At 69.6% G+C, this 13,111-nt stretch carries 14 protein-coding genes; 3 read left to right on the top strand and 11 right to left on the bottom strand.

The window, feature by feature from the left end; all coding sequences use genetic code 11:
* Nucleotides 1–62 precede the first annotated feature (62 nt).
* Nucleotides 63–602 carry a hypothetical protein gene (locus tag ABD371_RS23215; RefSeq protein ID WP_344479784.1) on the bottom strand — a complete coding sequence of 180 codons (540 nt, stop codon included), beginning with the start codon at nucleotides 600–602 and terminating at the stop codon, nucleotides 63–65.
* A 259-nt stretch (nucleotides 603–861) separates the two neighbouring features.
* Here ABD371_RS23215 and ABD371_RS23210 point away from each other — a divergent pair, with 259 nt between their 5' ends.
* On the top strand, nucleotides 862–2,568 hold the full coding sequence (locus tag ABD371_RS23210) for an ABC transporter substrate-binding protein (RefSeq protein WP_344479783.1): 1,707 nt from the start codon (nucleotides 862–864) through the stop codon (nucleotides 2,566–2,568).
* A 29-nt stretch (nucleotides 2,569–2,597) separates the two neighbouring features.
* On the opposite strand, the gene ABD371_RS23205 is transcribed toward ABD371_RS23210, so the two are convergent.
* Entirely contained in the window at nucleotides 2,598–3,626 is a 1,029-nt protein-coding gene (locus tag ABD371_RS23205; RefSeq protein WP_344479781.1) for a hypothetical protein, read from the bottom strand.
* Between the two features lie 179 nt (nucleotides 3,627–3,805).
* Between ABD371_RS23205 and ABD371_RS23200 the strand changes: the two genes are divergently transcribed.
* Complete coding sequence (locus tag ABD371_RS23200; protein ID WP_344479780.1) at nucleotides 3,806–4,426, top strand: hypothetical protein; 621 nt, start codon at nucleotides 3,806–3,808, stop codon at nucleotides 4,424–4,426.
* A 6-nt stretch (nucleotides 4,427–4,432) separates the two neighbouring features.
* On the opposite strand, the gene ABD371_RS23195 is transcribed toward ABD371_RS23200, so the two are convergent.
* The 7 genes from ABD371_RS23195 to ABD371_RS23165 all read right to left on the bottom strand — a co-directional run bounded on the left by ABD371_RS23195 (nucleotide 4,433) and on the right by ABD371_RS23165 (nucleotide 10,173).
* Complete coding sequence (locus tag ABD371_RS23195) at nucleotides 4,433–4,870, bottom strand: NUDIX hydrolase (protein WP_344479778.1); 438 nt, start codon at nucleotides 4,868–4,870, stop codon at nucleotides 4,433–4,435.
* Nucleotides 4,871–4,954: 84 nt separating this feature from the next.
* Complete coding sequence (locus tag ABD371_RS23190) at nucleotides 4,955–5,473, bottom strand: helix-turn-helix domain-containing protein (protein ID WP_344479777.1); 519 nt, start codon at nucleotides 5,471–5,473, stop codon at nucleotides 4,955–4,957.
* Nucleotides 5,474–5,560: 87 nt separating this feature from the next.
* A complete protein-coding gene (locus ABD371_RS23185) occupies nucleotides 5,561–6,622 on the bottom strand; it encodes an SGNH/GDSL hydrolase family protein (RefSeq protein ID WP_344479775.1) in 1,062 nt (353 codons plus the stop codon).
* Nucleotides 6,623–6,756: 134 nt separating this feature from the next.
* On the bottom strand, nucleotides 6,757–7,875 hold the full coding sequence (locus ABD371_RS23180; RefSeq protein WP_344479773.1) for a C45 family autoproteolytic acyltransferase/hydrolase: 1,119 nt from the start codon (nucleotides 7,873–7,875) through the stop codon (nucleotides 6,757–6,759).
* Entirely contained in the window at nucleotides 7,872–8,618 is a 747-nt protein-coding gene (locus ABD371_RS23175) for an SDR family NAD(P)-dependent oxidoreductase (RefSeq protein WP_344479772.1), read from the bottom strand. The genes ABD371_RS23180 and ABD371_RS23175 overlap by 4 nt, the downstream gene beginning before the upstream one ends.
* Nucleotides 8,615–9,382 carry an SDR family NAD(P)-dependent oxidoreductase gene (locus ABD371_RS23170; protein WP_344479770.1) on the bottom strand — a complete coding sequence of 256 codons (768 nt, stop codon included), beginning with the start codon at nucleotides 9,380–9,382 and terminating at the stop codon, nucleotides 8,615–8,617. Before ABD371_RS23170 ends, ABD371_RS23175 begins: the two co-directional genes overlap by 4 nt.
* Entirely contained in the window at nucleotides 9,379–10,173 is a 795-nt protein-coding gene (locus ABD371_RS23165; protein ID WP_344479769.1) for a polysaccharide deacetylase family protein, read from the bottom strand. Before ABD371_RS23165 ends, ABD371_RS23170 begins: the two co-directional genes overlap by 4 nt.
* Nucleotides 10,174–10,362: 189 nt before the next feature.
* Between ABD371_RS23165 and ABD371_RS23160 the strand changes: the two genes are divergently transcribed.
* A complete protein-coding gene (locus ABD371_RS23160) occupies nucleotides 10,363–11,775 on the top strand; it encodes an APC family permease (RefSeq protein ID WP_344479767.1) in 1,413 nt (470 codons plus the stop codon).
* A 156-nt stretch (nucleotides 11,776–11,931) separates the two neighbouring features.
* Here ABD371_RS23160 and ABD371_RS23155 read toward each other — a convergent pair whose 3' ends face one another.
* Together ABD371_RS23155 and ABD371_RS23150 are read right to left on the bottom strand one after the other, a co-directional pair.
* The gene (locus ABD371_RS23155) at nucleotides 11,932–12,468 is read right to left on the bottom strand and encodes an NUDIX hydrolase (RefSeq protein WP_344479765.1); all 537 of its coding nucleotides are present in this window, start codon (nucleotides 12,466–12,468) and stop codon (nucleotides 11,932–11,934) included.
* Nucleotides 12,469–12,537: 69 nt separating this feature from the next.
* Nucleotides 12,538–13,011, bottom strand: coding sequence for an ATP-binding protein (locus ABD371_RS23150; RefSeq protein ID WP_344479764.1), 474 nt, complete (start codon nucleotides 13,009–13,011; stop codon nucleotides 12,538–12,540).
* Nucleotides 13,012–13,111 lie beyond the last annotated feature (100 nt).

The following is a 13,111-nucleotide window of genomic DNA, read 5'->3' as shown; positions in this document are numbered from 1 at the left end:
GCGGCCCCCTGTACCGCAGCGCCCCGCCCCCTGGGGGTCCCCCGGCCCCCCGGTCAGTTGGTTCAGGCGTACTGAATGCCCCACACATTCACGTTCCGCTTCACCGGCGCGGTGATCGTCTTCTTGTAGACCGTCTTGACCGCGCAGCGGCCGTTCTTGTTGTAGACGAGGGTCTTCTTCGCGGTGAATCTCTTCGCCTCGTGGAACATCATGAGCCGGCCCTTGGTCTTCCCGGCCTTCCTCTTCACGGTGGCCGAGTACGTCCAGGTGTCGGACTTGGTCCAGGTCTTGGCGAGGGAGACGTTGAACGACGCGCTCGCCTTCACCAGCAGGATCTTCATCTCGGCCTGCCCGCCGACCGAGCCCGTCAGCGTCCAGGAGCCGGTCTTGTTCTTGGCGTACGAGATGTTCACGCCGGGCCGCGCCCAGTCGCTGTGGACGTTGGTCGGCACCCACTTGGTGGACTTCGCGCTGATCGTACGGAAGACCTTGCCGGCGTCGACGCATCCCGGCACGGGAGCCGCCTGAGCGGGGGTCGATATCGCGGTCAGGCTGCCGGCGAGGACTGCGGTGGCGAGCGTGGCGCTCAGGCGTCGGTTCATCGGTGGTGCCCCTTGTGCTGGTGGACGAGGTGGGGGTCCGGCCGGTCGGATCCGGCGGGCTCCCCGCTGTTCGACATCAGCTTTCGCCGCCGCAGGTTTGTTGCGCACCCCGTTTCACCAGCGGAAACAATTTCGCTGATCGATTTCAGGCCATGGCTGGTATTCCCCTGGCCGCTCTTCGCGGCTATCGTGCTGAGCGCGGGGGTTCCGTCGCGAGGGCGGGCCGGCGCGAGCCGTCCCGATGAAGGGAGGAGCCGCCGTGCGGTCGCCGAAGCCTCATACCGAGCGCACTCCCAGCACCTGGGACGTCACCCTCACCCCTTCCGGCGGGAACGCCCCCACCGGCGGCGTCAGCGCCCCCCTCCTTCTTCGTGTCGCCGGATTCCACGCCTCCGGCATGAGCGCGGCCCGCTTCCTCTGGTGCGAGGACGGCGACTGGTCCTGGTGCGCGCTGGGGCCGAGCGAGCGCGAGCGGCAGACGATCACGGTCACCCTGGAGCCGCTCGACGGCCCGCCCGCCGGGCTCACCTCCCGCGAGATCGACATCATCTCGCTGGTCGCGATGGGCCTCGCCAACCGCGAGATATCCAGCCGCCTCGGCACCAGCGTCCGTACCGTCACCACCCAGGTCGAGCGGCTGCTCAAGAAGCTGGACCAGGACTCCCGCGCCGGTCTGAGCGCCCTCGCCGTCGACCGCGACCTGATCCGGCTGCCGATCCCCGGCGGCGTGGAGCAGCGCTCGGGCATCCGCGTCCTGGACGTCGAGCGCCACGCCACCACGGCCACGGCCACCACCCCGGACGCCGTCGCGGCGGCCACCACCGCCAAGCCCCGAAAAGCACCCCGCGACACCGTCCGCATCGGCACCATCGCCGTCGCCGGAGCCTTCGCCGCCGACGGCCGCGAGACCGCGCAGGGCGCGGCCCTCGCCGTCCACGACGTCAACACGCTGACCGCCGACGGCGGACGCCCCCTCGAACACGTCCTCGTCGAGGTCGACCCGCTGGACGAGACCTCCGTCCGCGAGGGCCTGGCCGCGCTCGTCGCGGCGGACGTCGACGCGATCACCAGCAGCTACGCCAGCGCGCTCAGCTCAGGGATCTTCGACTTCGCGGCCGGCTTCGGCCGCCCCTTCCTCCACACCAACACCTGGACCCGCAGCGTCGACGCCGTCCGCGAGGACCCGCGCCGCCTCGGCCATGTCTTCTCGACCTGCCCCTCTGAGACGGCCTACCAGTCGGCGCTGCTCGCCTATCTGCGAGGCTCCCGGACCACCGGCCCCGCCGACCGCGCCCCCCGCATCGCCGTGATCGAACTCGACGGCTACGGCTGCGCGGTCACCGACGAGACCTTCGAGAGCCGCGCCCGCGAGATCGGCTGGACGGTCGTGTCGACCCACCGCGTCGGTCTCGCCGTCGACCATGTGGACGAGCTGATCGCGGGCGTCCTCGCCGACCGCCCGGAGGTCGTCGTCGTCTCCCACCTCGTCGTCGAGACCGCCGCCGCACTCCAGAACGCGATCACCGCCCACAGCCCCGACCAGCTGACCTACCACATCTACACCCCCTCGGTACCGGGCTTCGCCCGCCGCATCGAGCACCCGGCCGCCCGCGTGATCTGGTCCACGGTCACCGGCCGCCCCGACGACCCCCTGGGCCGCCGCTTCACCGAGTCCTACGCCCGCGCCTTCGGCTCCGCCCCGGGCCGCAGCCAGGCCAGCGCCGCCTACGACCAGGTACGCATGGTCCACGCCGCCTTCTCCGTCACCGGCTCCCTCCGCCCGGGGGCCGTCGGCGGCTACCTCCGCGACTCCGCCTACCGAGGCGTCAACGGCACCTACCTCTTCGCCGAGCCCGGCCAGTCCGTCCGCGGCTACCCCTACGACACACCGGACGCGAGCCTCTCCCAGCCCACCCTCACCTACCGCCTCTCCGGCGCGGGCCAGCACATCCTGACGATCGCCTGAGCCCGAACGCCCCTCACCGCCGCCCCCCGCTACTTCCCTGCCCAGTACCCCGCCCGCACCTCCCCCTCCGCGAACTCCCGGCGCGGCAGCCCCAGCCCGAGGGACTCCTCCAGCGCGTGGAAGTACAGCTGATACGTATCGGTCAGCTCGGGATGATCCAGCTCGGCGCGCCTCAGTGCGCGGTTCAGGAAGTCCAGCCGCCCGCCCCGGAGGTAGGGAGAGCGGCCGTGGTCGTACGCGAGGAGTTCCAGCGCGCCGTTGTCGTCGCTGACGCTGTGGCCGTCCTTGACATAGGAGAAGGTGTAGATCGCTTTGCCCAGGGTGGCGGTCAGCCACACGCTCTCTCCGACCCCGAGCGCGTCGTACCCGTCCCTGTCGAAACGGGCCTTCGGCGGGGTGTCGTGGTGCAGCAGGAAGGCCCATTCACCGGACTGCCCGAAGCAGAAGCTGTCCCACTGGCGGTCCCAGTGGGCGCGACCGCCGTCCACGGCCTGTAGATCCTTGAGCCGAGTGCCGGCCGCGATCTGCCCGGGATCGGCCCCGTACAGCAGGGCCAGCCGCTCGACGTCCACGGTCCGCCCCGGCCCGGCGCGGAAGAAGGCCAGGTGCGTGTAAGGCTGCTGCTCCCGCCAGGAATTCGCTATCCAGGCGAACCCCTCCAGCGGGTCCCGCCCACACGCCTCGATCGCGCCCGTGCCATCCAGACCACCGGTACGGAACCGTCGCCCCCAGAGCGGATCGATCCGCTCCAGCGCCTCGGCGGTCTCCGCCGGACTGCCGCCGCGCTCGCGTATCGCCGCCTCGGCGATCAGATACAGCACCTGCCCCAGGTCGCGGGTGGCGAAGGACTCCTGGTAGGCACCGTGATAGCCGCGCACGGTGCCGTCCTCCTCCAGCACCAGCGCCAGACCTTCACCCTCCGCCCCGTCCCACCCCTCCCACTCATCCAACTCCTCCTCCGAGAGCACCACCTGCGGCAGCCCCACCCCGTGCAGCAGCGCATGCCCGGCTGCCGTCCGCCGCCAGGCGTCCTCAAGCGTCTCCTTGCTGATCTCCATGCCTTCAGCATAGGAAGCACCACTGACAACGGGCCTTTCCCCAGGGCCAGTTCGGCGCCCGACCACTCACCTTTAGAGTGATCATCAGCTCATCGTCATATGTCCGAACCGGGGGAACAGTGAACAGAATCCGAGGGCGCCTCGCCCCGATGCGTTGGGCGTGCGCGACTGCCGCCCTCATGACCGCCCTGACAGCCTGCGGCGGAGACACCCCGTCCACCGCCGACGGCGACCGGCCGAGCGCCAAACCCTCAGCATCCAGCCCGCCCGACTCACCGTCCATGTCCACCGGCCCCGGCAAGAACGCCACCGACCAGCCGACCCGCCCGACCATCCCCCCGGCCCGCAAGCCGGCCCTGCACGTAAAAGCCAACTACACCTACAAGGTGCGGATCATCGCGGCCCGCACCGTGGTGGACCTCCCTGCCGACCCCCCGCCCGCAGGGACCAAGGCGATGACCCTCCTGCTGCGAGTCGAGGCCGACCCGCCCAACCGCAGCATCCAGGCACCGGTCGCCCAAGAGCTGGCGATCAATTACCCGCGCCTCAAAACCGACGATCCGAATCTGAACGGAGGCATGCTCGAAGACGGGACCGACCACATGACAGAAGACCAGTTCCTCTTCTCCGGCAGCACCGACGGCGTCCCGATGTTCGGCACCCTCCGCGCGAACACCGTCTACTACCGCTGGGTCTGGCAGTTCGTCCCCGAAAAGGCGGACCTCACCGGTGCGACCCTCTGCAAGAACCTGTCCGAGGACGACTGCATCCCGATCGGCGCGATCGAGGACACGTTCTGACCCCGGTCAGGGCCTTTCCAGCCTACCCAGGCCGGAACCGGAGACTGCCTGCCCGAGCAGAGACGCAATCTCTCGCGGCTGAAGATTGACCGCCTCCAGCGCATCAGGAGCGAGCACCACTTCTTCCAAGAGATACTCCCCGCGCCCCTCCTCGCTGAACTCCGGCCCCGTGCGCGCTTCAAACGCCCACGCCTCGATCGTGGCGAGGTAGAAGTACTGGCGTTCACCAGGGCTTTCCAGCGTGTGAAAGAGCCGGAGCACTCTGGGCACACCGGCGATCTCCTCATGGATCTCGCGCCGCAGCGCGTCTTCGAGGCCGTCGTCGGTGGGCTCGACCTTCCCGCCGGGGACAACCCAGTACGGGGGCACGCCCGGACGGATGCGTTTGATGAGTAGCACGGTGTCGTGGGGTGTGAGGAGGATGGCGCGGACTCGTTCAATCACGGTGTTCGTACCGGCTTTCCGACAGTGGGGTTGGCGGGGTCAGTGGAGGATCCAGCCGCCGTCGACTTCGACCCGCTCGGCCAACTACTGGACCTGATGATGAGCCACCGGCACCAGACTCGACGCGGGAAAGGATCGGTACGAACGCCGGTAACTGGCCCCGATCGAAAGTAGTTCGTCCGCCGTGGCCGGGCTCACCCCACTACCGGGAGGCCTGCTGATCTGAGCCTGAGCGTCAGAGGAAAGACCGGTCACGGCGGTCGCCAGACCTGCCAGCGACCCCAGGGCGAACGCGCGTCGCAGCACAGCCTCAGAGCCTGCCGCGTCCGACGGCGCGGCGACAGAGGGAACGGGCGACGGAGGCGTCGGTGGCCTGACCGGGCATCGAACATCGAACGCCAGAACATGATCGACGGTCAGACCCAGCACCCGACTGATCCGCTCAGCCATCGCCAGGCTGTCCAAGGCCGCCACGCCCCGCTCGACCTGGGAAACCCACGACTCCGACCGGCCGATCGCTGCCCCGAGATCGCGCTGATGCCACCCTCTGCGCCGCCGCGCCTTCTCCACGCGGCCACCGACGACCTTGTCGATCTCCAGCACCGGACCCCCGCAAACCTGTGATGGCACTGTCGCAGACGGCAACCATACTGCCCGCCCCATGGCAGCGCCCCCGACCGCCCGACCGGTTCAGCGTTCCAACAGACTGATGCGGATAACCCGCTCGACGTGTGCCGCGGTGTTGGCGTGCCCTGCGGCGTTCGGGTGGACCACGGTGGCGCGCTTGCCGATGGTGGCGCAGCTCGGCAGGGTGCCGGGGAGGTTGGCGGGCCAGTGGTCGGCGGCGTCGCCGCAGAGGCCCTCGACCCACTTGGTGCCGGCGGGCCGGCAGGCGTCGTGGCCGATGCTGGAGGAGTAGACGTCGGTGTAGCGGTCGCCGAAGAAGTTGGTGACCCGCTGGATCGTGCTGTTCAGCTGCTTGAGGACGCTTTCACGGAGCCAGTCGACATCGGCGTGGGTGATCGGGCCGAGTTCGGTGAGGGAGAGGCGATCGCAGTCGCTGCCCGTCTCCGGGAGGACGGCGGGGTAGCCGACCGTGATGACCTTGGCGTTGGGGGCGGCCTGGTGCACCTTGGCGAGCATCTCGATGTACTCGTCCTGGACGCGGGCCAGCTTGTCCTGGATGGTCTCCTCGCCCTCGGGCGGGTTGGTGTAGTGCTCGCGACAGGACTTGCCGGTCGAGCCCTGTTCGAGGCATTTCAGGAGGATTTCGCCGAAGGACAGGCTGTTGCCGCCGATGCCGACGGTCACGATGTCGGTCTGGTCGCCCAGCTCGGCCCGCCGGGTCTGCGGGTCCACCGCCGGCCAGCCGTCGGCGGGGGGCCGGACGGGGCTGAGCGGGGTCTGCTGGTCGTCGGCGATATGGGCGATGGTGGCGGCGCCGCAGCTGACGTCGGTCAGACGGACGGGCTTGCCCGGCGGGAACTCGGCCAGCTCGCGCTCGACGACATCGGGGTAGGCGTTGGTGGTGCGGTCGCAGCCGTCCCGCGACGCGTCACCGAATGCGGGTCGTGGATCGCCGACGAAGATGCCCGCGGTGTACGAGTCGCCCAGCGCGGCCCACTCGTACTGATCGGCAGCCCCGGCGGAGCCGGAGGGCAACAGCGTGGACGCCGCCAGCGCGAGCCCAACGGCCAGCGCCAGAGCTCGCGCCCGCGCCCGCGTTCGCAGAAGGGAGACAGGGTGTCGCATGAATCCTCCAGGATCGGCAGAAGACGCCCGGCACTGGAATACGACCCTCCGGGCGAAGGCGCCTCACCCGCTGGCAAAACGGTCCAACGATCCCCAATCGGGCTAAGTAGTCAGATCTTTCATGCCGCCACCCCTCAGGCGAAGAACTCCCCATAGTCGTACGTCACCCTCGGCTCCGCACACGGATGCCCCAGCACCAGATGCATCAGCCGCCGCCCCGGCTCGATCACCGCGCTCGCCACCGTCGACCCCCGCGACAGCGGCTCCTCCTCGCCCGGATCGGGGTGGCAGCACACCGAGTCCGGGTGGTTGGCGTGGTCGCTCAGCACCTCGTGCCACCCGGCGACCGAAGGCACCGGCATCAGCTCGGCCAGAGTGGTGGCGCGCTCCTGCCGGAAGAGGGTGTCGGGCATGACGCGGGGCCCGTGGTCCACCCCGTGCGAGGCGAAGTCGGAGTCCCCGCCGAGGAAGTGATTGGCGTGTACGAGGAACTCGCCCCGCTCCACCCGCCGCAGGTGCAGATCGTCCGCCCCGCCGGGCCGCGCCTCGGCGTCGACGGCGCGCCCGCCGCCCACGACCAGGTAGTTCGCGGACGAGGACCGGTGCGCGGAGCGCAGGGTGTCCACGGCCGCGTCCAGGGACTCGGACGACAGAAGCGCCCGCAGCAGCAGGTGGTACGGCATCCCCGGCGCGCCCCGGTCCAGCGAGGTGACCAGCGCGTTGGTCAGCACGGTCACCCCTGCCGAGTTCATGCCGAACTTGGCGAGCAGTCCGGCCTCGACCACCGAGACCCAGCGGGGCCCGGTCTCGGGGACGGCTTCGAGGACGACGACGGTCCGGTGGGAGAAGGGGATCCAGTCCCAGTTCTGCCCCACGACGGGCTCGGGCCCGCGCAGATCGCAGAAGGAGGTGCACTCACCGGGTGGACGCACCCCCGAAGCGAGCTTCCGGGCCTTCCCGGAGAAGAGGATCTCGGTGCGCAGATTGAGCGCGAGGATGTCCTCGAAGGCGACACCCGCCCCCAGCGCGATCCCCTCCATCTCCTCCAGCGCGCTCGCGTCGAACGCCTCGACCGCCGGGATGTACGTCTCGGCGAGCGCGGTCGCCGCGTCCCACCGCAGGTCGGCGAAGGTGGCGTACACCCGCTCGTAGTTCTCCAGGGAGAGCCGCACCCGCTCCCCGGCGGCGCGGCCGTACACCAGCCCGCGCTCGCGCGCCCCGCCCTTCACCCGGATGATCGCTATGTCGCTCATGACGCGCCCTGTCCTCCGTCGACGGCGATGACGGTCCCGCTCACATAGGCGGACTCCTCGGAGGCGAGGAAGAGACAGACCCGCGCCACCTCCTCCGCCGTGCCCAGCCGCCCCGCCGGAATGCGCCGCAGCACCTGCTCGAAAGCCTCCGGATTATGGGAGACGGTGGTCATCGGGGTGTCGATCACCCCGGGGGCGACCGCGTTGCAGCGGATCTTGTACGGTCCCCACTCGACCGCCAGTTGACGCGTCAGGGCCTCCACCGCGCCCTTGCTGGCGCTGTACGCGGCGCTCGGCTCGCCCGCGTCCCCGCGCGAGGCGGCGATCGACGACAGGAGAACAACACTCCCGCCCTCGCCGCTCGAAGCGGTCATCCGCTCGGCGGCAGCGGCGGCGACCAGCAGCGATCCCCGGGCGTTGAGGTTCACGACCGCGTCCCAGTCGGCGGCGGAGGTGAGCGTGGCGGGCTTGAAGCGGTAGACGCCGGCGCAGTGCACCAGGGCGTGCGGGGCCTGCCCGTCCCACAGGGAGTCGACCTGACGGAAGGCTTCGCGTACGGAGTCCTCGTCCGTGATGTCGCACGGTACGAGCGGTACGGACGGTACGGGCCCTTCCGCCTCGGCGAGGTCGAGCCCGGCGACCGTCCACCCGCGCGCGGTGGCCAGCGCGGCGGTGGCGCGCCCGATGCCGGACCCGGCCCCGGTGACGACGAGCCTGCGCGGCCCCGAAACAACACGGTTCATGAGGTGAACACTCCTCCGTTGACGTTGAGAGTCTGCCCGGTGATGTAGTCGCCGCCGGAGAGCAGATGGTGCACGGCGTCGGCGACGTCCGCGCCCGTCCCGTGCCGCCCGAGGGGCACCTCGGCGGCCAGTCTGTCCCGTTCGTCCTCGAAGGAACGCCCGGCCCGCCGGGCCCGCGCGTCGAGTTCCTCGCGGTGCATGTCGGTCATGACATAGCCGGGGGCGACCGCGTTGACCGTGCAGTGCGGGGCCAGCTCCAGCGACAGGGTGCGCATCAGGGAGTGCACGGCGGCCTTGGAAGCGCTGTACGCGCCCGCGCCGGGCGTGGGCTGCTGGGCGAAGAGGGAGCCGATGACGACGATGCGCCCGGCGGAGCCGCCCTCGGCGGACTCGGCCAGCAGCGGCCGGACCGCCTGCACACTGTGCAGTACCCCGAAGAAGTTGATCTCGAAGACCCGGCGGATCGCGTCGTCGTCGGTGTCCAGGAGAGGGGTGTCGGGCCCGCCCACGGCGGCGTTCGCGACGAGCGCGTCCACGCCCCCGAAGGCCGCCACGGCAGCCTCCGCCGTACGCGCCGCGTCACGCGGCTTGGACACATCGGCGATCACGGCGGCGGCCGAGTCGCCCAGCACCCGGCCGGCCTCGACCACGGCGGGGTCGATGTCCGAGAGCAGGACGTTCCACCCCTCCCGCACCAGCCGCCGGGCGATCGCGTGCCCGATCCCGCGCGCGGCCCCGGTGACCACAGCGGTACGGCGCTTCACGACCGCACCCCCGGAACCAGAGCCGGAGCCGTAGCCGTACGGGTCGCCCCAGCCACCTCGTCACACCGCGCGAACCAGATCTGATCCCGCTCCCGCACCCCGGCGAGGAACCTCTCCAGCATCCGCAGCCGCCCCGGCCGCCCGATGATCTGCGGATGGACGGTGAGCGTCACCAGCCCGCCGCCGTCGTGGATCGCGGTGGTCTCCTCCTCCCACAGCTCGGCCACCTCGCGCGCCGACCGGATCGTCTTGTCCCAGCTCGTCGCGTCGAACCAGAAGTGCGGAGCGTCGTCCAGCGACCAGTGGACGGGGATCTCCACCAGGTCGTGCCGGGCATGCGGGTACGGGAGGACCGCGTCCATCATGTTGGACGCGTAGCCGAAGCCGTGCTCCACCAGCAGATCCAGGGTGTGGGGGCTGATGTCCCAGGACGGCGACCGATACCCCTCCACCCGGTCCGTGAACTCCCTCAGCACCGCCAGCCCGCGCGCCAGCTCCTCGGCCTCCTCGTCCCGCTCCATGAGATGCGGAGACCGGTGGGAGTAGCCGTGGTGGCCGATTTCATGCCCCCGTTCGACCACGGATTCCATGATCGAGGGATATCTTTCGGCGTCGCCGCCGCACACGAAGAAAGTGGCCGGTATCGCGAGCCGGTCGAGCATCTCAAGCAGCTGCGGGACCGCGACCTCGGCCCCGTACCGGGCCTGGGAGAGAACCCCCGGCCGTGAGGCGTTCGCGGGGTCCTCGGCGAGCCACAATTCCTCGGCGTCGAAGTCGACCGTCAGCGCCAAAGCCGCCCTATAGCCTGCTGGCCACATAAGGGGTCCTCTCTCCGTGCGGGAACGAGGAACACGCTAACGACCGGGGAAGTTTTCCGAACTCCGTAAGATTACGTATGTCGGTCACCGCCGGGTTTTGCCACTCTTCGGGCATCGATTGAACTCCCGTTGAACCGACGGGCGCGGAGAGGAATCAAGCCGGTGTCCAGTAGCGAAACAGAGAAAGCGCCCCAGCAGACACGCCAGCTGACACGAGTGCTGCGGCTGCCCGCGATCGTGCTCTTCGGCCTCACGTACATGTCGCCCGTCGCGGTCTTCACCACTTACGGGATTGTCAACGACGAGACCGCCGGCCATCTCCCGGCGGCATACGTCCTCGCACTCGGCGTGATGATGCTGACGGCACACAGTTACGGCCGGATGGTCCGCAGCTTTCCGGCGGCCGGCTCCGCGTACAAGTATTCACAGAAGGTGTTCGGCGGCCATGTCGGTTTTCTGACCGGCTGGACCCTGATGCTCGACTATCTCTTCCTCCCCATGGTGTCTTTCCTGCTGGCGGGCATCTATCTGCACGCGCAGTTCCCCGGGGTGCCGCAAGGCGTGTGGAGCGTCCTGGTCCTCCTGGTGGTGCTGGTCTTCAACGTCCTCGGGGTCAAGTTCGTCAGCCGGATCACCGCGATCGTCATGGGCGTCACGGCGCTGCTCCTGATCACCTTCGTCACCCTCGGCGGCATCGAGTCCCAGGTCTCGGCGGGCGACGCGCTCCAGTCCTTCGTCCCCGAGTCCGGCCAGTGGTCGCTGCTGGCGGGCGGCGCGGCGATCCTGGCGCTCAGCTTCCTCGGCTTCGACGCGGTCTCCACGCTCGCCGAGGAGGCGCACAACCCGCGCCGCACGATCCCGCTGGGCATCATCCTGACCACCGCGATCGGCGGCGGACTCTTCATCCTGGTCGCCTGGGTCGGCTCGCTCGTCCGCCCCGACAACGACTTCACCAACCCGGACTCGGCGGGCGCGGAGCTGATGGAGACCGTCGGAGGCTCCGCCCTGAGCGGTGCCTTCACCGCGGTGTACGTCCTCGGCTGCTTCGGCTCGGCGATGGTCTCCCAGGCCAGCGTCTCGCGGATCATCTTCTCGATGGGCCGGGACGGGCTGCTGCCCCGCCGCCTCTTCGGCCGGCTGAACCCGAGATTCGGCACCCCGGTCGGCGCGCTCCTCGCGGTCTCGGCGGTGGCCCTGCTCTCCACCGTCCTCACGCTCGACCAGGCCGTCGTAATGATCAACTTCGGTGCGCTGGCCGCCTTCTCCATGGTCAACCTGAGCGTGATCAAGCACTACCTCTTCGGCCGAGGACGCAAGAGCCGTCTCGGAGCCCGCTCGCTCCTGATCAACGGCCTGCTGCCCGGCCTGGGCTTCGCCAGCACCGTCTGGCTCTGGACCAGCCTCACCGGCGACACCTTCGTCGTCGGCCTCCTCTGGATGGCGGTCGGCGTGATCCTCCTCGCCGTCTCCACCCGCTTCTTCACCCGCAAGCCCCCGGAGCTGCACATGGAGGAGGGCGGCGAGGAGCTGGCCCCGGGCCCGGAGGAGATCACTCCGGGCGGTACGAAGGTCTGAAGGCCTGAAGGTCTGACGGCACTGTGGGTCTCTCCGCCCGGAGAGACCCACAGCCATGTCCGCCCGCTCAGCGCGCACCGCCCAGCACCGCCCAGGCCAGCGCGCCGGTCAGGGCGAGTACGGACAGGATGCACGCGATCTGCTCGGCCCGTGGACTCACAGGGGGAGCGCCATACGGGCGGTCAGCCGCTCCGCCAGCCGGGGCGCGATCTCCGTTATCGGCACCCATCTGGCCCGCCCGCTCGCCGCGAGCCGGGCGGGCAGCGCCCGCGAGTGCGCCCGGAACAGATAGCGGAACCCGAACCTCAGCCGGTGTCCCTCCTCCGGAGCCGCCCAGATCACATCGACCGCGATGGGGTCCTCGGCCCCCGGCACGGCCCACACGCCCTCCATGCCCGCGAACTCGCCCAGCACACGCAGCGCCGCCGCCCCCATCGATTCGTCGTGGGGCAAGGGCGACCCCTCCGCCAGCGCCCACCACGTCCGATGGCTGAAGGCGAGCACCCGCTCCTGCTCGTCCACCACCAGCGCCGCCGCCTTCACCAGCGGGCACTGGTTCTCATGGCGGCACCCCCCTTGCGAGGAGTGGTCCCGTATGGCGTCGTACAGCGGCATCAATGCCCCTGTCTCCGCCGGATGCTGATGCATATAACTCGTGAGTGCCTTCACGATGTCGCTGTCCGCGACAGGCATACACGCCACCTGCTTCCGTGCTGCGTCCGACCGGATCGTCCGACGATTCGATATTTCTCGATCGAACCGTCAGGCCACCACTTCTTGTGTCGGCACGGTGCACCAGGTGCAAGAGCCCTTTCTTCCCCAAGTTTGGGCCAGCAGGTCGACGAGCAGCATCCCGCGTCCGCTTTCGTCGTCGTGACTGGGGTGCCGGATCCTCGGTACGCCGCTCCCGTGGTCGTCCACTTCGATACGGATCTCCCGGCGCGGGTCGCATTCCAGGGTGAAGCTGACCTCTTCGCCGCCGCCGTGGGTAATGGCATTGGTGACGATCTCGCTCACCAGTAGTTCGGTGGTGTGCAGAAGGTCGGGGTCGGTCAGTCCATTGCGATACAGAATTGCGCCGGAGAGATGGCGGATCCGTACGACCCACTCGGCTTCCGGCGGGAAAGAGAGCTTGATCCGTTGAATGCGCGCGGTGTCGGGGTCGAGACCGGGCGGCGGGGTGCTGCCGTTGGCCGAAGTTGGCCGGTGGGTGGGGGAGTTGAAGGGTCCGGGCATCGCGAATCCTTTTGCTGGGTGCCTCGTTGAACTTCGGGGCGATGAATCCGCGTCCAGGATGGCACCGGGAGCGCTACTGTTGGTGCCGTCTCAAGGGGCT

The organism is Streptomyces amakusaensis (genome assembly GCF_039532665.1).
GTDB classification, from domain to species: Bacteria; Actinomycetota; Actinomycetes; order Streptomycetales; family Streptomycetaceae; genus Streptomyces; species Streptomyces amakusaensis.
This window is presented reverse-complemented; position numbering and strand designations above follow the sequence as displayed.